20 protein-coding genes and 1 tRNA gene are annotated in these 24,482 nt (G+C 50.2%); 17 read left to right on the top strand and 4 right to left on the bottom strand.

Annotated elements, in window-relative coordinates; translation table 11 throughout:
• The first annotated feature begins 145 nt into the window (after positions 1–145).
• From NSB25_RS07970 to NSB25_RS07890, 17 genes are all read left to right on the top strand, one after another.
• The gene (locus NSB25_RS07970) at positions 146–265 is read left to right on the top strand and encodes a DUF4143 domain-containing protein (RefSeq protein WP_242982353.1); all 120 of its coding nucleotides are present in this window, start codon (positions 146–148) and stop codon (positions 263–265) included.
• Positions 266–387: 122 nt separating this feature from the next.
• Entirely contained in the window at positions 388–639 is a 252-nt protein-coding gene (locus NSB25_RS07965; RefSeq protein WP_242982352.1) for an EsaB/YukD family protein, read from the top strand.
• 3 nt (positions 640–642) lie between these two features.
• On the top strand, positions 643–5,244 hold the full coding sequence (gene essC, locus NSB25_RS07960; RefSeq protein WP_103238884.1) for a type VII secretion protein EssC: 4,602 nt from the start codon (positions 643–645) through the stop codon (positions 5,242–5,244).
• Position 5,245: 1 nt separating this feature from the next.
• Entirely contained in the window at positions 5,246–5,542 is a 297-nt protein-coding gene (locus NSB25_RS07955; protein WP_103238883.1) for a WXG100 family type VII secretion target, read from the top strand.
• A gap of 16 nt (positions 5,543–5,558) precedes the next feature.
• The gene (locus NSB25_RS07950; RefSeq protein WP_103238882.1) at positions 5,559–6,074 is read left to right on the top strand and encodes a hypothetical protein; all 516 of its coding nucleotides are present in this window, start codon (positions 5,559–5,561) and stop codon (positions 6,072–6,074) included.
• A gap of 90 nt (positions 6,075–6,164) precedes the next feature.
• A complete protein-coding gene (locus NSB25_RS07945) occupies positions 6,165–7,862 on the top strand; it encodes a hypothetical protein (protein ID WP_146039996.1) in 1,698 nt (565 codons plus the stop codon).
• On the top strand, positions 7,852–8,358 hold the full coding sequence (locus NSB25_RS07940; RefSeq protein ID WP_103238880.1) for a hypothetical protein: 507 nt from the start codon (positions 7,852–7,854) through the stop codon (positions 8,356–8,358). The genes NSB25_RS07945 and NSB25_RS07940 overlap by 11 nt, the downstream gene beginning before the upstream one ends.
• A gap of 148 nt (positions 8,359–8,506) precedes the next feature.
• Entirely contained in the window at positions 8,507–9,841 is a 1,335-nt protein-coding gene (locus tag NSB25_RS07935) for a tetratricopeptide repeat protein (protein ID WP_103238879.1), read from the top strand.
• A gap of 16 nt (positions 9,842–9,857) precedes the next feature.
• A complete protein-coding gene (locus NSB25_RS07930; protein WP_172455013.1) occupies positions 9,858–10,154 on the top strand; it encodes a WXG100 family type VII secretion target in 297 nt (98 codons plus the stop codon).
• A 35-nt stretch (positions 10,155–10,189) separates the two neighbouring features.
• Positions 10,190–10,489, top strand: coding sequence for a WXG100 family type VII secretion target (locus tag NSB25_RS07925; RefSeq protein WP_103238877.1), 300 nt, complete (start codon positions 10,190–10,192; stop codon positions 10,487–10,489).
• A 22-nt stretch (positions 10,490–10,511) separates the two neighbouring features.
• Positions 10,512–12,242: an FHA domain-containing protein gene (locus NSB25_RS07920; RefSeq protein ID WP_172455012.1), complete on the top strand. Its 1,731-nt coding sequence runs from the start codon at positions 10,512–10,514 to the stop codon at positions 12,240–12,242.
• A gap of 169 nt (positions 12,243–12,411) precedes the next feature.
• Complete coding sequence (locus NSB25_RS07915; protein WP_172455011.1) at positions 12,412–14,625, top strand: serine/threonine-protein kinase; 2,214 nt, start codon at positions 12,412–12,414, stop codon at positions 14,623–14,625.
• A 17-nt stretch (positions 14,626–14,642) separates the two neighbouring features.
• On the top strand, positions 14,643–14,807 hold the full coding sequence (locus NSB25_RS07910; protein WP_172455010.1) for a hypothetical protein: 165 nt from the start codon (positions 14,643–14,645) through the stop codon (positions 14,805–14,807).
• Positions 14,808–14,878: 71 nt separating this feature from the next.
• Entirely contained in the window at positions 14,879–15,724 is an 846-nt protein-coding gene (locus NSB25_RS07905) for a leucine-rich repeat domain-containing protein (protein WP_103238874.1), read from the top strand.
• An 80-nt stretch (positions 15,725–15,804) separates the two neighbouring features.
• A complete protein-coding gene (locus tag NSB25_RS07900; RefSeq protein WP_146039995.1) occupies positions 15,805–19,695 on the top strand; it encodes a VWA domain-containing protein in 3,891 nt (1,296 codons plus the stop codon).
• Positions 19,692–21,188 carry an Ig-like domain-containing protein gene (locus NSB25_RS07895; RefSeq protein WP_103238872.1) on the top strand — a complete coding sequence of 499 codons (1,497 nt, stop codon included), beginning with the start codon at positions 19,692–19,694 and terminating at the stop codon, positions 21,186–21,188. The genes NSB25_RS07900 and NSB25_RS07895 overlap by 4 nt, the downstream gene beginning before the upstream one ends.
• Positions 21,185–21,859 (top strand): zinc-ribbon domain-containing protein, encoded by a 675-nt coding sequence (locus NSB25_RS07890; RefSeq protein ID WP_103238871.1) that lies wholly within the window; start codon positions 21,185–21,187, stop codon positions 21,857–21,859. The genes NSB25_RS07895 and NSB25_RS07890 overlap by 4 nt, the downstream gene beginning before the upstream one ends.
• 241 nt (positions 21,860–22,100) lie before the next feature.
• Here the strand turns inward: NSB25_RS07890 and NSB25_RS07885 are convergent, their stop codons facing one another.
• The 4 genes from NSB25_RS07885 to NSB25_RS07870 form a co-directional block, all read right to left on the bottom strand.
• Positions 22,101–22,247 (bottom strand): hypothetical protein, encoded by a 147-nt coding sequence (locus tag NSB25_RS07885; protein ID WP_242982351.1) that lies wholly within the window; start codon positions 22,245–22,247, stop codon positions 22,101–22,103.
• Positions 22,248–22,979: 732 nt separating this feature from the next.
• Positions 22,980–23,438, bottom strand: coding sequence for a hypothetical protein (locus tag NSB25_RS07880; protein ID WP_103238870.1), 459 nt, complete (start codon positions 23,436–23,438; stop codon positions 22,980–22,982).
• 140 nt (positions 23,439–23,578) lie between these two features.
• A tRNA-Ala gene (locus tag NSB25_RS07875) sits at positions 23,579–23,651 on the bottom strand.
• A gap of 96 nt (positions 23,652–23,747) precedes the next feature.
• Positions 23,748–24,239: an MmcQ/YjbR family DNA-binding protein gene (locus NSB25_RS07870; RefSeq protein WP_103238869.1), complete on the bottom strand. Its 492-nt coding sequence runs from the start codon at positions 24,237–24,239 to the stop codon at positions 23,748–23,750.
• Positions 24,240–24,482 lie beyond the last annotated feature (243 nt).

Raw genomic sequence — 24,482 nt, 5'->3', positions numbered from 1 at the left:
TCTGGACGTAACTATGGTGCAGAATGGGATTCTTGACAGGCCATTCCTGCTCAGCTGGCAAAGGAGAATAGAAAATTTCAGTATAAAGTAGTGCAGAAGGGCGGGAGTGCCGCCATTTTCGGCGCATCCATTGAATGGCTGAAATATGGCTGATACGGGGCTCCTTGTCATGAAAGCAGGCATGTCCGGGCAGACCATTTTATCAGGGGAAGGAAGTCTGTTTATGGGAGCCGTGACGGAAAATTATGTGGCGTTTTGTATTTGAATGGTTTGGACTAAATTGCCCAAATTTAGAAACAATAATTGACAAAAACTTACAATTTATTTATAATGTTTATACATTATTTAGAAAATCTGAAATAAACACAGCGAAGGGGAAGGCAGTGGATGGCGGCGAATAAGGCGATTATTACATTGAATCTGGTGAGTATGGGCATCAGCCATGATCTGGAAGTACCGTTGGATATCTCGGCCAATGAATTATGTGCTGCGCTTTTTCAGCGTTATATGCCTGACAGGGACAGTGATGTACAGCAGTACTATCTGAAGTCAGAGCGGCCGATTGCGCTGCTGCGCGGCGAGCGCACTCTTCGTGAGTATGGGCTTCGTGACGGAAGCGTAATCAACATAACGAGGTAATCAATGAATGTACAGAAATACATACTGACCATTCTAAACAGCAGTATTTTCAGAGAGGTGGATGTGTACCCGGACACCTCTCCTCTTAAAATTGGAACATTGCAGGACTGTGATGTGAGGCTGAAGCGGGAATTATTTGCAGAACCGGTATGTGTTACACTCCTGTATGGGGAGGGAGAGTGGCGCGCCGCCTGTGCGGAGGGACTGTGTATTCATTCTCCCAGTGTGAAGGACTCAAAGGAAACGGTAATCCGTCATGGAGATATCATTGAAATACACAGTGCCGGCAGCGGTGCAGTGCTGTTCAGCATGTCTTTTTCCTATGATTTTACTCTGAATTCTACAGACTTCGATACGATTGTTGATGTGCGTAACATCAGCCGTCTTGTCATCGGCAATTCGCCGGATGCTCAGATAAAACTTGAGAGTGCGTATATAGGCAGCGAATATATTACGCTGGACCGCAGGCCGGACGGCGGGTACGATGTGGATGCCGGCCATGCGCCTGCTAGCGCAACGCTGAACGGGATCCGTCTGTTCGGGAAAGCGCAGGCAGGAGAGTATGATTTTATCGGGATTGCCGACTATAGTTTTTACTTTAAGAATCAGGTTTTGTATACGGCGAAGCGTGAAGACATGCGCATGTCCGGAATTTCTTCTCAGCCTTTGCGGGAGGAGACGCCGGCCTTTGACTATCCGAAGCTGAACCGCAGTCCCCGTATGCTCTATGATTTTGACACGAGGCCGGTGGAGATTTTAAATCCGCCGCAGAAGCCGGACAAACCCCGGGATAATCTTGTGCTGCAGCTGTCTCCGGCGCTGCTGATGATGGCTGTGACGGTGCTGACCCGAAGCGGTCTCATCGGCGGAACGGCTTCCGGCAATCCGACCTTTCTGATTTTCAGTGTTGCCACTATGGCCGTGGGAATTGTCACTTCTGTGATCAGCTTTATCCATAACAGGAAGCGATATGAGAAGGACCTGGCGGAATGGAATCAGGATTATGCCGCTTATGTAAGTGCCAAACGGCAGGAGATCGAGGCCGGGCAGGACAGGGAGCGTTCCGCGCTGAACGATATCTATCCGGGGCCGGAGAAAGAGCGGGATTTCGTGAAAACGTTTTCCGGGCGGCTGTTTGAGCGCTCTTTGGGAGATGCCGATTTTCTCCATGTGAGAGCAGGTCTGGGGGCGGTTCCTGCGAAGCGTGAAATAACATATCAGCAGGAAGAGCATGTCAAGGTGGAAAATGAACTGATGTCAGTTCCCGTCCAGCTTCACGAAGAATATTCGATGATTAAGGACGCTCCTGTGCTGCTGCATCTGAGGGAAGCGGGAGCTGTGGGCGTAATCGGTTCGACCGGAGAGCAGTATGCTTTTTTCAAAAGTATGCTTCTGGATATCTGCGTCCTGCACAGTTATGAGGAGGTACAGATTATTGTCCTGCTGCCCCGGGAGGAGCAGAAAAGGTATGAATGGATAAAATGGTTTCCGCATATTAAGGAGTCCGGCGGCGGAATGCGGGGGATTGTCTGTGATGACGAGAGCCGGGATAATGTGTTCGAGTACCTCTATGCGCTGATGGCGGAACGGAAAGCGGCGGCCGAGGGAGCCGAGAGGTCTGTGCCTCTGCCGCATGTGGTGGTTTTTGTGCTGGAGGAATATGCCATAAAGACGCACCCGCTGTCAAAATATGCGGATCAGTCCGCAGAGTGTGGGGTAAGCTTTGTCTATTTTAAGGAATATAAGGAAAATCTGCCCCAGTACTGCGGTGAAATCGTGGAACTGACGCAGACAGGCGGAACGCTGCGCCTGAGAAATGACAAGGAATTCGCCTGTCCCTTTGTGCGGGAGGAGGTCAGTGACGACAGCATCCGTTTTGCGGCGGAGCGGCTGGCACCGGTATACTGTGAGAAGATTGCGCTTTCTTCCAGGCTGACATCCAATATCACACTGTTTGAGCTGCTCAACATTCTGTCGCCGGAGGATTTGAACCTGTCGGAACGCTGGAGCAGAGCCAATGTGCAGAAGTCCCTTGCCGCACCGCTGGGCGTGGATGTGAAAGGGAGCAGGATTTTCCTGGATCTTCATGAGAAGGCTCACGGTCCCCATGGTCTGGTGGCAGGTACCACAGGCTCAGGAAAAAGTGAGATCATGCAGTCCTACATACTTTCAGCGGCGGTGAATTTTCATCCCTATGAAGTATCCTTTGTCCTCATAGACTTTAAGGGCGGCGGCATGGCGAATCAGTTCGAGAACCTGCCCCATCTGATCGGGAAGATCACGGATATAGACAGCCATGAAATGAACCGCTCTCTGCTGTCCATTCGGGCGGAGCTGGAAAAGAGAAAGCGGTTATTTGCCGAGTATGAAGTAAATCATATCGATCAGTATATTGCGAAGTTCCGGTCGGGAGAAACCAAAACGGCGCTGCCGCATCTGATTCTGATTGTGGATGAGTTCGCGGAGCTGAAGGCGGAACAGCCGGAATTCATGAAAGAGCTGATCAGTACGGCCCGGGTGGGGCGCAGTCTGGGAATTCATCTTATATTGGCAACCCAGAAGCCGGCAGGCCAGGTAAATGAGCAGATATGGAGCAATTCGAAATTCAAGCTGTGTCTGAAGGTGGCCACGAAGGAAGACAGCAACGAAGTGCTGCGTTCCCCTCTTGCGGCGGAAATCAGAGAACCGGGCCGGGCCTATCTGCAGGTGGGCAATAATGAGATTTTTACATTGTTTCAGTCAGCTTACAGCGGTGCGTCCGCAATCAGTGACAAGAACGGTAATATGCGGGAATTCTCCGTCTCGGAAGTATCCTTTACCGGGAAACGGACGGTGGTCTATGAGCGGAAGGCACAGCAGTCCGGTGACGGAAGCCGGATTACCCAGCTGAAAGCAATGATCCAGTATATGGACCAGTACTGCAGGGATGCCTGCATTCCCAGGCTTCCCAGCATTTGTCTGCCGCCTTTGCCGGAGGTGATTGATTATCCGGAGGGCGGGGAGAATGCCTGTACAGGGATCTGTGTACCTGTGGGCGTGTACGACGATCCGGCCAATCAGATACAGCCTCCCGTAAGTCTCAATCTGTCTCAGGGGAATATCATGATTGTGGGCTCGGCGCAGACGGGCAAGACATTGCTGCTGCAGACCATATTGCGCGGGATTGCGGAAAATTACGACCCCGGTCAGGTGGCGGTATACGTTCTTGACTTTGCCTCCAAGGTGATGAAAATCTATGAGGGGCTGAACCATGTGGGCGGTGTGCTGACAGATGCCGACGACGAGAAACTGAAGAATTTCTTCAAAATGATACGGGAGGAAATCGCCGACCGCAAGGAGACATTTTCCCAGCTGGGCATCGGCTCCTATGAGACGTATCTGGAACAGACACCTTCGCCGGATAAGCCGCAGATAGTGATTATGATAGACAACCTGGCTGCCTTCAAGGAGCTTTTCCAGGAGTACGAGGATGCCATGCTGAATATCTGCCGGGAAGGGCTGGCCCTGGGCGTCACTGTCATTGCCACCGCGAAGCAGATGATGGGACTCAGCTATAAATATCTGAGTAATTTTGCCACAAGGCTTGCCTTTAACTGTACGGAAAGCAGTGAGTATAATAACATTTTTGACCGTTGTCCGATCCGGCCGGGGAATGTCCAGGGCCGGGGGCTGGTTTCCATTGAGAAGACAGTGTATGAATATCAGGTATACCTGCCTTTTGACGGCATTGTGGAGACAGGAGGCGAACAGAGGCGGACGGAAGGCCGGCGTATTGAGCAGGCGAAAGAATTTGTGAACAGGATATCGGCCAGATACGGCAAACGGCGGGCCAGAGCCATTCCGGCCATTCCGCCTGTGCTGACGGCAGAGTATTGGGAGGGAGAGGAATTTGCGCCTTATGTGATTCCTGTGGCTCTGACCTACAGCGAGATAGAGCCGGTGACGGTGGATCTGGCCCATGTGGGTACCCTTGGAATCTATGGAAGAGAGGGATTCGGCAAGAGCAATCTGCTGCGGTCTGTCCTGACTTATCTGCAGAGGCATGTGTTTGACCTGCCCTGCGAAGCTTATCTGATAGACGGATATGACAGACAGCTGGCGGAGTTCGAGACCTGTGGTTTTGTGGAGCAGTTTACTGTGGACTGCGCGGACTTTGAAGAGATTGTTCTGAGATTCGCTGACAGGGCGAAGGAGCGTATGGAGATTCTCCGCATGGGCGGAAGCCTGGAAGAAGAACCGCTGCTGCTCTGTGTGGTTCAGAATCCACAGATTTTCACGGCGGGGACAATTCCGAAGCCGGTGTGCGAGCAGTTCCGGAAGCTGCTGCCGGAAGCAAAACAGTTGAAGATATGTTTTATCTTCTCCAATGTGGATAACAACGGAGAATTTACGCCTCCGGATATGATGAAAATTGTCCGTGATTTCCAGCAGTTCTTCTTTTTGGACGATATGGCGAATGTCAAACTTTTCGGTGCAAATAAATTCTCGTCAACCGATCTGAAGCCATACAAAAAGCCCATTTCTCTGGGAGACGGGTACTGGTATGAAGCCCGGAACGGAATTGAGAAGGTTAAAATGGTAAAGTGTGAGGAAGGGAGTCTGTGACATGGCAGGAAATGTGACACATCTTGATACGGCCCATTTCAATGAGACAATGACCGCCTATGCCAATTATATCAGACAGTTCGAGGGAATTGTCCGGGATGTGAAGTCTGCCACGGATACCATGGCGGAGAACTGGAAGGGCAAAGGGCGCAATGCTTTTGTGAAGGACTGCAAACAGGTACAGCTGAATCTGAAGGATATTTCGGACATCATGTATGATCTGCGTGACGCGCTTGTGGACGCGGAGGCCACATATGTGAAGACAGATGCGGCGCTGTCGAAGAATTTTGAATCGTGAAGGCGGGTGAGGGAAAATGGCGAGTCTGGGAGCGCTCCGCAGTGAGCTTAACTATTGGAACAGTCAGGTAAATGAGCTGAATGGGAAGATCAGAAAGCTGAACAGAAGGAAGGCAGATGTAAATTCGGTAAAGACAGCGCTGAATTCCAATGTCAACAGGAATTCCAGCGATGTGAACGGCAAAATCCGTAACACGTCAAATAAGCTGGATAAAGGAATCGATTATTCAGGTAAAGACGGTCAGTTGAACGGTATTTTATCCGGGAAGAACGAGCAGTCCGTGGGAGGTGACGGGAGTCTGGCCTCTGCGGACAGTGAAATCCAGCGTGAGATCAATGAGGTGGAACGGCAGCTGAACGATGCCAGAGGAGACCTGTCCAGAGCCCAGGATAAAGTTCAAAGCACCAGGCAGGCCATCGCAGATGAAGAGAGACGACAGCGGGAAGAGGAAAGAAGACGCCGGGAAGAGGAAAGGCGGCAGCGGGAGGAGGAAGCCCGCAGGGCGGCGGAGGCCAGAGCCAATTCCCGGTAATGAGCCGGAAATCTGAGCAGTGATAAGAAGAGCCGCGCAGGAAATGAACGACGGTTTCCGGAAATGAGCTGTCCTGCAGGAGCGGGAAGCATGGAGCTGCGTCAAAGCTTTCAGGCGCGGTGGGGAAAGAGACAGGGATACATAGAAATTGCAACAGGGGGTAGAAAAGTGGTTCTCTCATTAAGATATGGGGACTTATCAGGTGCGGCAACCGAGGCGAATCGGCTGGCCGACGAACTGAATCAGTACTGTGAGGATCTGAGCCGGAAGGTTCAGCAGAAAATGTATTCGGTGGAAGGCGGAATGTCGTCCGCGCTGAGCAATGCGGATTACTATGTCAACCAGAAGATTACACAGCTGCGGAACCGGGAAGACAGTGCCCGCACCCTTTCCGGGAAGATACAGGAGCTGGTCGACACGGCGAAGCGGGTGGACGAAGATGTGGAAAGGATGATTCAGGACAATCAGGAATCCTTTTTCCAGAAGAATCCGGAGCTTAAGGCCCCCTGGTACAAGCAGGCCTGGACTACCTTTATCTGTGATATGAAGAATGTGCCGGTTCTGGGCTGGCTGATTCAGGGCGGAGAGGATGCGTTAAATGCAATCGATGCGCTGGGGAGAGAGATTAAGCACTGGTGGAAATGCGGCGGCGGGAAAGAGCTGATTATGAACTGCCTGGACATTGTGATTAAAATCGGCGCAGCTGTGGCGGCTGTGCTTACCGCAGTTGCTGCCGTTGTGGCCCTGGCCACAGCCACGGTGATTACGGGAGGGGCGATTCTATTTGCTGTGGCGGCCTGTGTCACTGCAGTGATTGCCGCGGTCAATGCGGTGACGAATATCGTTACCTCTGTACAGGCCATTACCGCCAGTCAGGGGGGTGACCCTGCAATGGCCAAAATATACGGGGAGCGGGATACCCTGGCCCAGGTGCTGCGGGAGCATAATTTCCATAACAGAGAGTTGAACAGGGCCTCCTATACCGCGGCAAGCGCCATTGAGATTACGGATACCATAGCGGGCGTCATTACCCTGGTACATTCCATCGGGAAGATTGCGGGAAGCTTCCTTAGCAAGAACGGGGTAGGATTTGCCTTCAAAGAGCTGGCCCGGGGTTCCGACGGTAAGCCGATCAAGAAAGTGACGCTGAAATCCATCTGGAAGGGGACGAAGGCTCTGGTGCTGAACCAGAAGCTGACCACCAGCACTTCCACAGGTCTGCGCACCACTTTATTTACCAATATCAAGCAGTCTTTCAACTATCAGGTGACATTGTTCAAGATGGCCGTGAGAGACCCGGGTAACTGGTTCCGGACCCGGCAGACGGGAGATATGGGCTTTTTCAGGAACATGATGGAAAAAATGCGCCATAGTTTTTCGCAGTTTAAGAATACCGCATTCCAGTTCAGGCAGGGAGATATGCAGTATAATCTGGACAAGATTTCCAATCTTGTATCTGTTGCAAACGACGGGCTGGAATTTACGAAGGATTTTCTTGAAGGCCTGGACCAGACAGATAATAAGGGACTGGCCAGAAGGGCGCTGGAGAAATTCTCTCAGGATAAGCTGTTTGGCAATGATTTCTTTGACCTGATGAATAAGACGGGTCTGGGCGGCGTGATTGTGGATTTTGACAAATCCGGCTTCCTGAAAGATTTTACCGGTATGGGAGACGGCATATATCAGAATATTCGGGATATCGGAAAGTCGGCGAAGCTTGCGGCACCGCCTTTCGAGGAGTTTTTTCCTTATTTCGAATATGTGAGAGGAGAGGAAGATGAACAGTGATTTTGTTGTTCTGCTGAGCATTCCTCTGTCGCTGGGTATCTCCGGAATTATTTTTCTGCTCATTGCTGTATTTCTCTGGCACAGGTTCAGCTATCATGGCGGTGTGCAGACGGTGGGGATTCTGACAGGTTTCCGGGGGAACGGCCCGGATTATGAGCTGGCGGCGAAAGACCGGATATTGGGCCAGGGGATGTACCCTGTCTATGACTACAATGCGGCTAACAGCAAACCGATTTTCCGATTTCGGGCAAATGGAAGAACGATGGAGCTGCCTTCCGAATGGTCTGTGGCTGATCTGGGACGGAAAGATATCGGGAGAGAGCTGCGCATCCGGTATTTTACCGCAAAGGACGGCAGCGCCTGCAGGGTGATTCCGGAGGGGCGGCAATATGAGAATCAGAGGGAGACTGGACGCAGGATTATGTTCTGGATATTTGCGGGCATGGGGATTCTGCTGTGTATTCTGGGGGGAGTGACGGCATTTCTGTTCTTCTGAGAGCCCGGAAAGAGGACTTTGGCGACGAAAGGTGCCGGCAGAGGAACAGGGAGCGACTTCCAGGAGAATGTAAAAAGGACAACAGATAAAATGCAATGATAAAGAGGTAACAGGAAAGAAAGAGCGGCGAAAGGCAGGAAGCCGGAACGTGCAGCGGAAAGGAACGGTCAGGAAAATGGATCATTTACAGGTACAGGAATATCTCACCCAGGGGGCAGTGCTGGCGGGACAGGGCAGACACCAGGAGGCGCTGGTCTATTATGACAGGGCCGAGAAGGAAAATCCCATGGATATCGACATCTATCTGTCGAAAGGCATCGCTTATGCGAATCTTGACAGACTGGATGAGGCGAAGACGCAGTTTGAGAAGGCATTGAAAATAAACCGTACATCCGGTCTGGCATATTTCCATCTGGGAAGTATTGCCCTGCTGCAGGGGGATGTGGCCCTTGGGTTTGAGAATTACAACAAAGCAGTGGCAAACGGCTATGATGATGCACAGCTGTACTACAGTATCGGCCTGCTTCACGAGGAAAAGGGAGAGGCGGATATGGCAATCCGCAATTATTCGAAGGCGATACAGCGGGACGCGCTGCGGCCGGATATCCGTATCCGCAAGGCCAGACTGCTTTTGCAGGGGAATCATTACCCTGAAGCGCTTCAGACGCTGGACGAGACGATTCTGACGAATCCGGATGTATTTGAAGGATATCATCTTAAGTTCTGCGTTTTAATGCAGCTGAAACAATACGCGAAGGCAGAGACGGTGCTGGCAGATGCCATCGCGATGTTCCCGAAGGATCCCGGGTTTGTGATGGACAGGGTGACGCTGCTCATCGAACAGAAGAAGGTGGACGAGGCCCTTGCCGTGTTGACCGATCTGGAGCAGGCGGAGGAAACAGACGACGGTATCCGCCGGAGAATCTGCAGGGAAAGAGCGCAGATTTATGCCGGGCAGGAAGAGATTGCCTCGGCCATAGCGTCGTTGAACGAGGCGAAGGCGCTGGCGGAGAAGGCGGGAGAGTTCGATGCGGATGTGATTTTCCTGCTGACCAACTGTTACCTGTCTGCGGGGGAATATGATAAAGTACTGGACTATTCCCGTCAGCTGCTGGAAAAGTCGCAGGATGTATACAGCAGAGAAACTGCCCGCTATTATATTCCGCTTGCCCTGAAACTGTCCGGCCGCATGGAGGAAGCGCTTCCCCTGTATAGAGATGCGGTCAATGAATTCCGCGGCCAGTCTCTGGCTTCCCCGGGGAATCTCGATGCATACCTGCTGAGAGTACTGTGCCTGCGGGATATGGAGCAGTATGAGAAAGCTTTGGAACTGCTGGACTATGTCATTACGCTTCAGCCGGAGAAGGCTGAACCCAGATTGGTGCGGGTGACGCTTCTGGAGGCGCTGGGACGTAACGAAGAGGCGCTGGAGGAGACGAAAACAGTGAATGCCATGTTGCCGGAGGAGTTGCGCAGGAAATAAAGACAGGGGTATCAGAATGGATTTCATGATTGACAGTGATGCGTTTGCCCAGGCCAGCAGTGCGCTGACGGCAAAATGCGAGGAGCTGGAGAATCTTCGCTCCAATATTGAGGCGTCCTTTGAACAGCTGAAAAAGGACTGGGATTCAGATGCCGGCAGGCAGTTTTTTGCCAGATTTGAAAATGACCTGCTGAAAAATCTGGAGAATTACGCTAAGGTATTTGAACATATGAGTACGAATCTAACAGCCGCTTCGCAGAAATACGAAGAGGTTTTTAGAGCCGCCGATGCTGTGTCAGACGTACAGTATTGACGGAAAATAGAATAATAAAAAGGAGGATTTTGGAAATGGCCGAGAGAATTATGATGACCCCCCAGGAACTGAACGACGGCGCTGTGTTCTTACGTGAGCGTATGGAAGCGATGAACGAGGAAGTGGCTTCGCTGCGGAATAGGATTGAGGATGTGGCCTCCCGCTGGGAAGGTGCCGCTCAGGAATCTTTTATTGAGCAGTTCATGGGGGATATGTATCCGATTCTCAGCGAGACATTGCCCCAGATTATTGAGGGACTTGCAAGTGAGCTGGATGCGGCGGCTAATGCCATCCGTGAGACGGATGAGAGCCTGGCAAGCGCATTCAGAGGCTGAGATCAAGGAGGCAGATTACACTATGTTCGTCAGGAGATTCAGGATACTGTTAAGCGTATTTGTATTGTTGCTGTTCCCGGGGATGGTCTGTCACGGGGAGGAAAGTACTGCTTTGGCCCAGGCTTATACATGGGAGCAAAATGTCGACATGTACATAGCCGGAGAGATAAAGCCGGACAGCCTTGGCTGTAAGTGTTCCAATCAGGGACTGGAAATCGTGGACAGCGGTCTCCTGGCGGACAGAGGCGTAACTGTCCGCACCACGATTCTTCTCGATATCTCTGCGTCTGTACCTAAGGATATGCGGGATAACGTTAAAATATATCTGGACAGACTGATTCAGGATATTCCGGAGAATGAACAGTATAAACTGGTAACATTCGATGAAGAACTGACAGTTCTGCAGGATTTTACCAACGATCGATATGATCTGTCCAATGCGGCGGAGGGAATTGATTTCGACGGTCAGGAGAGCAGGATTTACGATGCGATTTATAATACCATGCCCAGTGCGGAGCCTGTGGAAGGGAATCCCTGCTACTATCGGACGATTGTAATTACAGACGGAATCGACGATACTGCCAGCGGTATTACGAAAGAGGAACTGTACCTGAAGCTTCAGGCGGATACCTATCCGGTGGAAGTGGTTGCAGTCAGTTCGGCGGAACAGTCGGAAGCGGAGAAGGAACTGTCTGCACTGACCAGAATCAGCGGAGGCAGGTATGTAAATTTACATGCGGACGGGGATCTGGAGACAGTGCTTTCCGGTCTTGCCGTGGACAGTATCTACTGGGTGCGGGCAAAACTTCCGGCTGAGTTGCTGGACGGTTCTCTGCGTCCGTTTGTACTTACGGATGGAACTGTATCACTGCAGTTTGACGTGAGAGTATCAGCTGTGGATCTGCCGGCAGGAGAAGGGAGCGGCTCTTCTGCGGGAGGAGCGGAAACCGGCGGAGAGAATGCAGAGGGTTCGTCCGGCGCTTCAGAGGCGCCGGAAAGCAGCCGGGAAAACGGGACTTCAGGAGAAGCTTCCGAAAGTACGGAGAGCACAGATAACGGACTTTCCGAAAGCAATGATTCCGGGGATAACACAGGCAGCAAAACTGAGAACGGAGAAAGCGGTTCTGCCGGGGCAGGCAGTGTGCCGGAAGGAACGGAAACCGGCGGAATCATCGGCACGGTGAAAGGTATTGTGGAAAAGTATCCTTTTGTCCTGGCCGCCGTTGCGGCTGCGGTAATTCTGCTGATTGGTATCATTGTGTTTATTGCAGTGGGCGGAAAGAAGAAAAAGGGAAAAACGGCCGGGAAGGCAGATGAGACGAAAACAGGTGTTTCCACAGGGGGCAATTATGGAGATACGGAAATCCTGGGCGGTAATGTGCCCAAAGGAACGGACGGCTCGGCCTGTATCAGAATCCGCGATGCCAGTCATCCGGAACAGGTGTGGAGCCTGTCACTTTCCGATACGATTGCCGTAGGACGTGTGACAGATTGTCAGATCTGCGTTGCAGATGAAAGTGTGTCCCGGAAGCAGTGTCTGATTTATCTGGTAGACAATATTCCTACCATAGAAAATAAGAGCAATTCGAATATTACAAGGCTGAACGGGGAGCAGCTGAATGTCCCGCGCCCGCTGAAGGCAGGAGATAAAATCAAATGCGGAAGGGTGACTTTGATTGTAGATTCTTTTTACCGGGGAACAGGCGGAGAAAAGGGTCCTCTGAATAAGGACACCAGATTTGTGAATGTCTGAGACCTGTCTGAGGAACAGACTCGGTTACAGGCAGAAGTGAGCGGGAAGCAATTTCAAAAAATGTTTTTGTACAGCAGTTCGGAGGTGACAGTTGAGAGTGGTCCGGACTGCTGTGATTATGTGGAAACTGTGCGGACAGCAAAATATATCAGGAAGGGTGCGGTATAAAATGCAGACAAATGAACCATCGGTTCTATATGAACTTCCGGTTTTGCGGGATGGGACCTATCGAATAGAGCAGGAACTGGGTTCCGGCGGCGGTGGCGTGGTATACAAAGCGTGGTATACAAATCTGAACAAATATGTTGTCATCAAGGAGTTGAAAGATGCTTCCGGTGCGGACGTGGAGACACAGCGCAATGAAGTGGAAGCGCTCAAGGATGTCAAAAGCGCCTATCTGCCGCAGGTCTATGATTTCATTACTGTGCCGGTGATGGACAGGGATGGTAAAGAAGTCAGAAATTCGGATGGCAGTACCGTGAACCGGGTGTTCACTGTCATGGAATTTGTGGAAGGGGAGAGTCTCGACAGAGCCCTTGACCGGGGAAGGAGATTCAGCCAGGCCCAGGTGATGAAGTGGTATGGACAGATTGCATCTGCGCTTGAAGTGATACACCGGCACAATGTGGCTCATCGGGATATCAAACCGGGCAATATTATGCTGACGCCGGAAGGAGACGTATGCCTGATTGATTTTAACGCGGCGCTTGTGGGCGGCAATAATGTGCGTCTCATCAGCCGGAGTCTGGGTTATGCCTCGCCGGAGCAGTATGAAATATACGAGCGCAATAAAAGTGCTGCCGCATCTCCCATTCACCTGGGCGGTACAAATGCGGAGGCCCGGGAACCGGAGGGGACTGCCACAGAGCTGGTGAGAGAAGACAGTCAGCTGACGGAGATAGTGGCGGAGGATGTTACTGACACACTGAGGACAGAGCTGATTGCACCGTCGCCGGTGGATGGCATTGACTGGAAGCGCTCCGACATATACAGTCTGGGGGCTACAATGTACCATTTGCTTTCCGGGCAGTATCCCCCTGAGAGGGCGAAAGACATAATCCCCCTTTCGCGCCTGGGAGAATTTGGTGAGGGCGTTCTCTTTGTGATTGAGCAGTCCATGCGCCTTGCCCCGGAAGAGAGATTTGCCTCGGCAGGCAGCCTTCTGGAGGCCATCAAAAATATTCACAGATATGACTCACGATGGAGGGCGTCCCAGGCCAGGAAAACAGCGGCTGCCATTGCCTTTCCGGTACTTTTCGCACTGTGTGCCGGGACGACTCTGTTGGGCAGAAGCATGATGGCGCAGGAGAAGGAAGAGCGTTTTTTTGCCGCCATCTATGAGACTTTGAACGGAAGTGAACCACAGACTTCCTATGAAGCGGCTCTCCACATGTACAGTGACAGAATCGAGCCGTACAGAGCCATGGCGCAGCGCCTCTGGGAGGATGGAGATACGGAAGGCTGTCGCGTCTATATAGAGGAAAATCTGGGGAATATAGCGAAATTTCAGACGATCCCGGATGAGGAGCAGGGCTTTGGAGACATTTATTACATTCTGGGGAACTGTTATTATTACGGGTCGGGCGGAAACGATTATCAGAGGGCAAGAGAATGCTTTGAGACGGCGGTGGCTTTTGTAAAGGATAATCCTGCATATTATCGGGATTATGCCATAACGTTGGCCAGGACGGGAGAAATCGGGGAGGCGGAGCGTGCTCTGGAAAAAGCGCAGGTGCTGAACCTGGAGACAGACTCTCTGAATCTGCTCAGGGGAGAGATTGCCTTTGCACGAGAGGAATATGAGGAGGCCGGCTCCTGTCTGGACGAAGTGATTTCTTCTACGGCGGATGACTATATAAGGTACCGGGCTTATCATACCGCCGATGAAATCCATAAGAAACTGGGCAATCCGGAACAATCCGTGGAGCTGCTTGCGGGTTCGCTGAACCGAATTCCGATAAACTGTGTACCGGAGATGACAGAACGCCTGGCAGACGCTTATGTACAGTGCGGCGATTACACTCAGGCGATTGTGCTTCTGGAGGAGCTGACAGAAAAAGGAATGCCGCAGTTTCATCTCATGCAGAATCTGGCCATATTGTATGAAAATACCGGTGACTTTGATGCGGCCGAGGCTTTGCTGGAGAAGATGGCGGATTTATTCCCCGGTGATTACCGCGTTCCCATGCGTCGGGCTTTTCTGGAAGCGGACAGGCAGAGCAACATTGAGAATGAATCGCGGGATTACGCGCTGACGAAGGAGTATTACGAACAGGCAGCCGCAATGTATCAGGAAACTGTAAAGCCGGGCGAGACGGATGCGCAGATGCAGCAGCTGGAATCCATTATGGAGCAGCTTCGCGCCAACCGGTGGATAGAGTAAAAGGAGACGGGAAAGTCATGAATATTACAACAGGTGAGCTGCTTTTTTACGGGGGAATCAGCGGAATGATCCTGGTGGCAGCGGCGGCGTCTGTCACAGTGATAATCCTCACGGGAAGCAGGAAACGACTGCGCCGTAAGCTCAGGGAGGAGTATGGGGATTTCACGGACAGTCCGGGGTGAGACAGGTGTCCCTGTAATGCAGAGACAGGATGCGAAAGGGAATAAGGTAAGAAACGGGAGGAGAGATCCTGATGAAGAAGAAAACAATTGCCGTGGTGCTGGCGGCGGCTATAGTCGTATCGGCGGCCGGTGTGGGGATTGCGGCATACAGACTGCGGGGCGGTCCTGTTCAGGCAATCAAAATGACGGACCTGAGTCTGGGAGAAAAGTATCTGGCAGAGCTGGATTATGAGAAAGCCACTGCGACACTGGAAAATGTCATAACGGTGGAGCCGAACAACACAGAGGCGTATCTGGCACTGGCACAGGCATATCAGTATATGGGGGATCTGGATGCGGCAAAAGAGACGCTGGAAAGCGGATATGGCAATACGGGCAGTGAGCTGATTGACAGAGCGCTTCTGGCCTGGACGGAAGAACCTGAAGGCGGGGACAGTCTGCAGACGGAAAGAGCAGAGGCCGCCACAGTGGAAATCGCCGGCCGGATTTATGCCGCAGATGTGAAAGAGCTTGTGCTGAGGGATTGCGGGCTTCAGGATGCGGATTTACAGAAGCTGGCGGAATTCACTGCCCTGGAGCGGCTTGACATTTCCGGAAACGGAATCACGGATATCAGCGCGGTGGGAAATCTCACCACATTGAAGAAATTCTATGCCGCAAACAATGGGATTTCGGATATATCTGTTCTGGCACAGCTGCCGTCTCTGGAATATGTGGGACTGAGAAATAATCAAATCGAAAATGTGGATGTGCTGTCTGGTATGAGCAGTCTGAGATACCTGCATCTGTCAGGGAATCAGATTTCCAACGTACCGGAACCGGGGAGCAGCCTGCAGCTGCTCTATCTGTCGGGCAATCCGGTTGACGCGGCGGCTGTTCCGGCAGGGCAGGGACTTTTGTACTGTGACATCATGTGACGGATATCACAGGAGATACTGACACAGCGGTTCGGAGAGCTGTCTGAACGGTTGTGACATCAAAGGATGAGGTGAAGAACGTGAATGTTTTTTTATTGCTGGCGATAGTTTCTGCTCTCTTTATTCCGGTGGACTTTCTCACGGCAAAGCTGCTGAAGCGGAAGCGTACCATGATCAGGAATGTGACGCTTATCATGCTTTGCATTCTGACAGTGGTATGCGGGTTCTGGGGGGTGAAAAACATTTTCCGGGACAGAGATACCACGAACAGGACATTGTATATCGCATATAATTATCTGCTGGAAGGAAACTCTGACGCTGCGAGACAGCATGCGGAACAGGTGCGCAGTCCCCATGCGGACATTATTTCCGCGCTGGCAGACTGTATGGAGGATAATTACGCAAGTGCGTTCATCAATATGGATGATTTGATGGCGGGGGAAGGGCTGAACCAGGAGCTTTCGGAGCAGGCGGAGAGAATATACGCGCTGTCCAGAGAGATGACAGGGCTGGAAGGGTTTCCGCGCACCGACGAAGAGGCACGTGAGGAGCTGGATGACATTGTGGGAGCCTGCTTTGCACTGCTGGAAATCAGCGAGAAGAAAGAGGTTGAGTTCCTTTCAGGATTCCAGTATGACAGTATGCTCACAGGAGATAATTTCTATGCGGTGGATGCACAGACGCTGAGCGAAATGCTGCTGGAGACACCGAAAGACAGTGAGCTGCTGCGCTATTCCGTAAAATATTATAATGCATACGGCAATCTGGAGGAGGCGGAGGAAAACGCAAGAAAACTGCTGAACGCGGATAAATCTGTTGAGAACATCGTGCTTTACACGGATGTAATCGCCCAGAAACTGTTAAATGACATGAGCATTGTAGAGGAGGATGAGGAAGATAAGGAAATCGCCTCCCTTCTGAAACAGGCGGAGAAGGCCGAAGAGATGGCCGGAAATTATGAAGAGGGAAATCCGCGCAGGGAGGAGAATCTGGCGAAGGCTGAGGATTATCGCAGGCAGGCCAACGGCGTAAAGGCAAAAAGAATTATCAACTGGCTGCTTGCGCAGGCGCCGCTGTTCGGAGATAAGAGCGGTGTGATCGACCTGCAGCTGTCAAAGCTGTATATTGCATCCGGGGATGACGAAAAGGCCCGGGAGCTTCTGGTGGAGCTGATGCGGGACAGCGACGAGCTGCATGAGGATTCTCCTGTGAAAACGGGGCTGGAACGGCTCAAAAGAGTCTATTATGACAACACAGCTTCAGAGGAGGACATCTCCACGGCAATCCGTTCTCTGCTGAATGGAGGAGCCTTTCTTCCGGAGTCGGTTCTCAGCCGGGGCTATTCTGAGTTCCTGAATAATTTCCTGAGATATGAGAGGGTATCCGTCTTCATCAGCCGGGTAGACGCTGAGGATTATCCTACCGTCAGGGCATATCTTAATGTGAATGGTAAGCATGATGGTGTGGAAGAGCTGGCAAATGATTTCCGGACGGAAGATTTTACCTTTTCCGATAATGGATTTACTATTAACGCGAGGGATGTAAAGCGGATAGAGGATGACAGTAATAATTTCATTTCCATTGCCCTGGTCATTGACGGAAGCGGAAGTATGGAAGGGGAGAGAATTGAAAATGCCCGCAGGGCCGTTGAGGCCTGCATTGAAAATCTGACACCGGAGACCCAGGAATTGTCTGTTGTTCTGTATGAGAATGCGGCAGCTGTCCTGTCTCCTCTGACAAGTGACGTATCCGAACTGCGGGCGGCGGCAGCGGGAATCAACGCCAGCGGCGGTACCAATATCCCGGCCGGTCTGCGGGAGGGAATCGCGTCGCTGGAGGATGCTGCGGGAACGAAAGCCATCATACTGATGACGGACGGAGAAGACGGAAATCCCGGTGAAATGCCCGCTGCCATAGAGGCTGCCCGGGCGGAGAATATTGCCGTGTTTACCGTGAGTACCGGCGGTGGAAACAGGGAGTATATGGAAAATATTGCCCGTCAGACAGGCGGCTTCTATATGGAGGCCTTTACGGACGCGGAGCTGGTGAATGTCTATACGGCTCTCCAGAATTTTATTGTGAACAATTACTGCTTTGAATACACGGTTTCTGAGGACCGGGAATCGAATCCACGGGTATTGACCATAGGACTGGCGGACTATGAAGTCTCCAGCTCCAGAACCTATGCCTATGGCGGCGTGGTCCTGGCCAGAGACGGAAGCTTCATTGTCAGGGGAGATTCAGGCTCGCTGCGGCTGCTGTATGCGGAGCCGTCGGTGGTCTCCGCGAAAGATGCGCAGCTGGGTGTTCCTGTATTTCTGAATGTCGACGGCGCTACTGAGGGAGCGCAGGTATACATAAACGGGGATGAAGTGAAGAATGTCAGCACTGTGGGGGATTCGGTGATTGCATTTTTGCTGGAGGGAGAATATCCTCAGGGAGCGCTGCAGGTCAATGTCCGTCTGAAGGACGGGACTTCCAGGAGCTCGGACAGTCTTCTGGCTATCGACGGAGGAAGTGATTCCGGGCTCACCGGACAGACGATTCTGCTGGGGAACGGCAACACACTGTATGCGGATGTGGTGGAACAGAAGGATGATTACACCCTGAGCCTAAGCGGAAATGTGATTCTGAACGGACTGGTCAGAACGGATTCCAGGGTGACACTGCAGGCCAATACACCGGTCAGCCTGAGCGGCGGACGTATTTCGATCAGTGCAGGGAGTGTAATGGGAAGCGGTCCGGCATATGTGGATTTTGCTGCTCCTAAGGACCAGCCGGCCAATTACGGACAGATGGCTTTCGGAGGAAGCAGTGCCAGGGTGATGGATGTCTTCGGATTTTATTTTGACGGGAATTCCCTTAATTTCTCTTATTCCGGTGCCACTCTGCGTCTGCCGGGCTTTGGCGAGGTATACGGGGACATGAAGCTTGACGGTTCGGAAATCACCTGCACCGTCAACGGAGGCTACGAGCTGGGGGATCTGCAGAATAATCTGAACTATGCGCTGAACGGAGTGGCTGTGGGACAAAATAAGGTGAGCGGTGCCATGCAGACAATCACCGGATACCAACCCCAGTATCAGAGCAGCAGTTACAACGGAAGTGGCCTGTATGCCCGTTCCGAAATGCTTACCATAGTTATTCGGAAGGATTTCATGGAGATCACCGGAAGTGGTTTTGTAAATGGTTATCTGGGGGCGCTGGAAGTGAACGAAGCCAGAGTGGCCATTGATACCAGTCGGGTGGATTCCATGTTCGAAATAAAGGGAAACCTGATATTTCAAAACCTTTCCCGGACCTTAAATATAGAAGGGCAGTTCCCTTTTACCATACAGGCGGCAGGATATTATCCCGATACGCTTAGCTTTGATGCCGGGAGATTATCGGTTCAGGGGGGAAACATGCATCAATACTTTACGGAGGGTGTGACGCCGGAGGGACTGGAGGGTTCCATAGACGTACAATATCCTTTGGAACTGGAAAATGAGCTGTATCAGGGACAAATCGGAGGATTCCTGACGGATGTGTCACTTTCCTGCGACAGGGTGACTTTTGTCAACAGCGGCGAATGGAATAAAAACGGTATTAAAGTGTACAATTCCGAGAACCCGGATTTCTATGTAATGTTCACGACTGAGGGAATCGAGATACCGGTGATGGATATGGATGAATTATCTTTGTTTGGAAGCAGGCTGGGAGGCGAGATCAGCGGAACGGCGCTGATAGCGGAACGGCAGATTGCGCTGAACCTGAATGTGGATGGACATCTTGACAACGGGTATTATGGGATTGAACATGACGGCAGGGCCGGTTTCAGCGCTGTTCTGCAGAGAGGTGCATCGGCGGGAAGCCACGTCACGGTTACGCTCAGCTATGATGGGAAAACGGTAAACTATGAGGCCACGGCCGGCGGGAATATCAGCATTCAGAACGGCTTCAGCACATATGCGGAGGATTACGGAGAATGAAAAAATATACATGGAATGCACTGATTGTCTTGGCTTTTTTCTTCCTGCTGCCAATGAAAGCCTCCGCGGCAGTGCGGGAGGTGGAAGTATATCTGTATCAGGAGTATGCTGACTGCGTATTCTTTGTGAGCTGGCAGAATGCACAACAGCCGGCTTCCGTCACAATTACGGCTCCGGACGGCACGGAGATTGCCGCCACGGAAGAGAACAGTGAATTCGGCAGAGGCCGGGTTGATGTCAATGTGGGGAATGCCGGTTCCGGTTACTGGCGGGTGCTGGTGGAAGGAGATGCGCTGGGGATTATCAGTGTAAACGGCGGAAACAGGAAAGATACGTCTGTGCAGTATAATGCTGTTCAGAGCTTTACGGCCGAGATGGCGGAGGACGGAAGTATCCGTCTGGGATGGGATGTGGCTGTGGATCAGGACACGGTGAATTTGTCCGTTGCGGCAGTGCAGGGTGTTTCTAACGGCAGTCGCACAGTTTATCAGGATTATTCTGTGTCCAAAACGGGAACGGTGGCAGTTTCGGCAGATAATCTGCCCACGGGACTGTATCGCTTTAACATTCAGGTGTATGATGGCAGCGGACAGTATACACTGACCACCGAAGAGCCGCTGTATATCAGGCAGACAGACGCGCCCGGGAGACTGGAGAATGTCAAAGCCGGCAGCATAGACGGGGAAATGTATATCACATGGGATCCTGGAAGGACCAGCAATTATGTGGTGACACTGTATGATGAAGCACTTTCGGTTCTCAGATGGGAATATGTATACGAAAATTTTTATTCCATTACATCTGAAGACGACCTGGACAGGATAAAGGTATCTGTGGCAGCTGTGGACGGGAATATCTGGGGAGAGTTTGATGTGTATGAGGTGGCCAGAACCATTCCCTCCGGTGTGATTTCCTTTCCGAAGGAAGAAGTGACGAAGGAAAACGTGATTCCGGTTCATATCGAATGTTCTTCGGAGGCCACAGCAGGTGTATACCTTGACGGAAAGCTTCTTCTGGAGAATGCGACTTCCGGGGACTATGAGCTCAATCTGGCCGAGGGAATGCATGAAGTGGTGGCTTACATAGAGGACACCAACGGAAATATGAGTACCTTTTCCAAATCCATTACGGTGGATCGGACGCCTCCTGCTGTGAAGCTGAACAGTGAGGATGTACTGAAAACTGCGTCTGACAGTATTGTCATTGAGGGAAGCACCGAGCCGAATGCCACTGTAATGATCAATGGTGTGGAGCAGGAGATGGGATCCGGCAGTTTCATGGTAAAACTGGCTCTGGAAAAAGGAGTCAATCCTGTCACTGTCTCGGCATATGACGTGGCCGGCAATAAGAGTGTCAAAACGATTACTGTGGAGCGGATGGGCAGTATCGCCGGGAACTGGACAAATTTTATCCTGCCGGGAGTACTGTTCCTGGTACTTGCAGGCTGGTATGGCCGGCTGAATAAGAAACCGAAGGAGGGGCTGTCAGAATGAAGAAGACCAGGACGATGAATATAATTTTACTGACGGCAGCCGCGCTGACAGTTGTATTGTTTATCATGGCTGTTGTTATGCTGAAAGCAGTGAGAGGAGATGCGTTGTTCTATATGGATTCCGGTAAGGGACATTTCTATGCTGTGAGTTACCGATGGGTATGCCTTGCGGAAGGACTGCTGCTTCTGTTCTGGATTGTATTGGGGTTCAGAAAGAGAAAGGCCATCCTGGAAAAGCTGCCCAGGGTGGAGCTGAAGAAAAAACAACCGAAGCCGGCTGCGGAAGCAAAGGCAGGTTCAGAGGAGAAAGCAATTGCGGAAGTAAAGGCAGATTCAGGGGAGAAAGCAATTGCGGAAGTAAAGACAGGTTCAGGGGAGAAAGCAATTGCGGAAGTAAAGGCAGGCTCAGAGGAGAAAGTAACTGCGGAAAGCGGCATGGTTGCGGATGTGAAAGAGGCTGTGCAAAGGGAGGAAGATGCAGGCACGGAGACAGGTACGGAACCAAATGTGACTGCGGACGGGAAGCCGGCGGATACAGAGATAGAGACAGGGACCGCAGCTGGTGAGATGAGGGATGAAAAGAGATTCTGCACAAGCTGTAGGAAGCAGATTTCCACAGTGGCAAGGTTTTGCCCTTCCTGTGGGGCGGCAGTAGGGCAGAAGAAATTGTGAAATTTACAGCATAAGTGAATCAGGCATTTATAAAGGGCTGCAAATCAGAGATTTTCCAGTAAAATCAATGATTTGCGGCTATTTATATACGCGACATGACGATATTTAACAAAATTGGGGTATAGAGACTTAAGCTTTATTCTGGCATCACCTGTTCTAAAATGCCAGTCAACCTTTGCTGCTGTTGTATTACGCTCTGTTTCCCATACAGACAGCTTGCTGCGCAGCAGCTCAATGTCAGCTATACGGCATGCGACTCGTCCAGGTCAAGGATTATCTGGCATCTGCAGCGTATTGTTTTTGAAGTTGCTTTCTTACGGATTATGGATTTAAGCTCCTTGTATTCATCTTCCGTAAGCTTGATTACATATTTTCTGGGTCTTGCCATAGGAATCACCGCCGTTTTTTTCTTAGTATATACCAAAACGGCTGTATTTACCAGCATAATTTGTCTATATATCAACATGTCACTACACTAGAGTTATTGAAGACCACGAAACATGCAAAGAGTAATTGCATTGTATGTACCCAAAAGCAAACAGCATTTAAGCAATTTAAAGGAAGCATTACTACAGAATACATAAGAGAATCATTAGGGAAAACCACCAACAATAAGTTTCTGGTTATGATGTTCTTGCTGGATATTCCCGATAGAAATTTAGTATATATTTCTGGTGACGAGTTAGACCCATATACTACAGCATATGATTCTAAAAAGGATACAAGATATCCATTTAACCTTCAAAAATTTAAGAACGCCGACATCCTTAGTGTTGAATCTTGGCATTTTTATCCTGGAAAAACAAGATTGAAATGTTAAAAAACTTTAACTCTTTGTTAATTTAAGTTATCGGTTATTAGCATATATGTATCAAAAAAGTAGCCGTCCATTCATGGAATGGACGGCTTAACTTAAATTTTAATATATTTCAGTAATACTGAAATTTACCAATGTACCAAATCACCAAACAAATGAGTTAAGCTATTTTTCATATTTTGAAGAACTGTATGATTATCACTAGAAACCATAATATTCTCCCTTTTCGGAAAAGTGTTCCCATTGCTTATTATCATGAAATTTTGATAAACAGTGTATTTCTCAACTTTTGTAATTTCATTACTAATAAAGGCATATTTGTTTTTTAGCCGGACTAAAAGGTAATTCTGTTATCTCAAATAATTCATTATAAATCATTCGTGGAATCCCTTGTTTAAATTGTATTAAACTGAGCTCATGATGTCCTCGCATTGCATGTTCAGAAGGTTGCATCTTAGGATCGCAAGTAAAAAAGCATATAACCTCTGAATGGCAGGTTTGAATTGAGTTTTGCAATATTTTATAGTTATCCATCAATGCTATTTTTGTGTAGTTCTGTCCTATCGGTATGTCGCTTTCCGCATAGGAATGATGAAAATATAAACTATTCAGGACATATTTATTTTTTTGAAATTTTTTATAGGCAATTGGAGATCTCACTCCATATTGCAAAATATTTTTTTCCATATCCGGTATTAGTTTATTTTTAACAATTTCCAAACTGAACCATCCCCATAAAATCAGCCTGTTTCGTTCTGCCATTTTCTTACTCTCACTTAGTTCTTAAATAAAGTCAACATACAGGTACACAATTTTGAAAAGGGAGTAAAACAAAGCATGAAAAAGGCCGCAAACCCTTGATTTCACTGGAAAATCTCTGATTTGCGGCCTCTTGTCAAGCATGGAGCATACGGGATTCGAACCCGTGACCTCCACACTGCCAGTGTGGCACGCTCCCAACTGCGCTAATGCCCCATGGACACATATGAAACAAATCGCTTTCTGTCCTGAACAAAAACATTATAACACATTCTGAAGAAAATGCAACAAAAATTTCAGCTGGATTTTTTATCACATTTTGAATGAGGAGCCCGGCAGCCGCTTCATCCGTTCCTGAATGGAGCTGTCGAAGGTTTCCTGAGACAGGTTCGGATCTTTTGTGGCCAGCCAGACTTTGGTTGCGCATTCTGTGCCACAGCAGGTTATGCCCAGAATTTCGCGCTGCTTCTTCTTGCCGAAGCCGGCCAGAACCAGATGATAGGACTTATCCAGAAGATCCATCAGCAGTTCATCCGGCACTTCGCCGTCCGGGTTCACGGAATTCCAATGTGCTTTGTCAGAATAATATCCCGGAATAATATCGGGATACTGACTTCTTAGGAATTCTCCCTCTGCGGGTTCCAGCTTCAGGTTGATGTAATAAGGTCTGTCGTTCTGATCCAGACAAATTGCGGCAAACATTTTTCCGCCGATTTGGTAGCGGATCCAGTTCCATTCTTTTTTCAGGTCTTTTGTGACAGCTCTTTTCTGCAGCAGATAATCGTCAATCCATGTATAACGCATAGCCTGTACCTCTTTTCTGTGGATTTTATGTGCCGTTTTATGTAAGTTGGAGAGTTTTCCGTGGCAGCCCGCATTTCAGGCAAAACTGTCACCCATCGTGGAATTACATGAAAATTATAACAAAACAAACATGACATCTGTGTGTCGTGTTCTGAAAACTTGTCGGAAATTTTGGCAGGGAATAGCTGAGAGAGAGATATGTGGAAGGTGAGAGACCGGCAGAACGACCAAATTAAGAAGTTT

Source organism: Acetatifactor muris (assembly GCF_024623325.1).
GTDB lineage: Bacteria > Bacillota > Clostridia > Lachnospirales > Lachnospiraceae > Acetatifactor > Acetatifactor muris.
The sequence above is the reverse complement of the archived record's forward strand: the minus strand, read 5'-3'. Positions and strand labels throughout refer to the sequence as shown.

Excerpts from the sequence above, each read along its gene's own strand:
- NSB25_RS07885 (WP_242982351.1), bottom strand. The coding sequence starts at position 22,247 with ATGGCAAGACCCAGAAAATATGTAATCAAGCTTACGGAAGATGAATAC.
- essC (WP_103238884.1), top strand. The coding sequence starts at position 643 with ATGAATGTACAGAAATACATACTGACCATTCTAAACAGCAGTATTTTC.
- NSB25_RS07895 (WP_103238872.1), top strand. The coding sequence starts at position 19,692 with ATGAAAAAATATACATGGAATGCACTGATTGTCTTGGCTTTTTTCTTC.
- NSB25_RS07910 (WP_172455010.1), top strand. The coding sequence starts at position 14,643 with ATGAATATTACAACAGGTGAGCTGCTTTTTTACGGGGGAATCAGCGGA.
- NSB25_RS07870 (WP_103238869.1), bottom strand. The coding sequence starts at position 24,239 with ATGCGTTATACATGGATTGACGATTATCTGCTGCAGAAAAGAGCTGTC.
- NSB25_RS07945 (WP_146039996.1), top strand. The coding sequence starts at position 6,165 with ATGGAGCTGCGTCAAAGCTTTCAGGCGCGGTGGGGAAAGAGACAGGGA.
- NSB25_RS07925 (WP_103238877.1), top strand. The coding sequence starts at position 10,190 with ATGGCCGAGAGAATTATGATGACCCCCCAGGAACTGAACGACGGCGCT.
- NSB25_RS07915 (WP_172455011.1), top strand. The coding sequence starts at position 12,412 with ATGCAGACAAATGAACCATCGGTTCTATATGAACTTCCGGTTTTGCGG.
- NSB25_RS07950 (WP_103238882.1), top strand. The coding sequence starts at position 5,559 with ATGGCGAGTCTGGGAGCGCTCCGCAGTGAGCTTAACTATTGGAACAGT.
- NSB25_RS07880 (WP_103238870.1), bottom strand. The coding sequence starts at position 23,438 with ATGGCAGAACGAAACAGGCTGATTTTATGGGGATGGTTCAGTTTGGAA.
- NSB25_RS07955 (WP_103238883.1), top strand. The coding sequence starts at position 5,246 with ATGGCAGGAAATGTGACACATCTTGATACGGCCCATTTCAATGAGACA.
- NSB25_RS07970 (WP_242982353.1), top strand. The coding sequence starts at position 146 with ATGGCTGATACGGGGCTCCTTGTCATGAAAGCAGGCATGTCCGGGCAG.
- NSB25_RS07965 (WP_242982352.1), top strand. The coding sequence starts at position 388 with ATGGCGGCGAATAAGGCGATTATTACATTGAATCTGGTGAGTATGGGC.
- NSB25_RS07930 (WP_172455013.1), top strand. The coding sequence starts at position 9,858 with ATGGATTTCATGATTGACAGTGATGCGTTTGCCCAGGCCAGCAGTGCG.
- NSB25_RS07890 (WP_103238871.1), top strand. The coding sequence starts at position 21,185 with ATGAAGAAGACCAGGACGATGAATATAATTTTACTGACGGCAGCCGCG.
- NSB25_RS07905 (WP_103238874.1), top strand. The coding sequence starts at position 14,879 with ATGAAGAAGAAAACAATTGCCGTGGTGCTGGCGGCGGCTATAGTCGTA.
- NSB25_RS07940 (WP_103238880.1), top strand. The coding sequence starts at position 7,852 with ATGAACAGTGATTTTGTTGTTCTGCTGAGCATTCCTCTGTCGCTGGGT.
- NSB25_RS07920 (WP_172455012.1), top strand. The coding sequence starts at position 10,512 with ATGTTCGTCAGGAGATTCAGGATACTGTTAAGCGTATTTGTATTGTTG.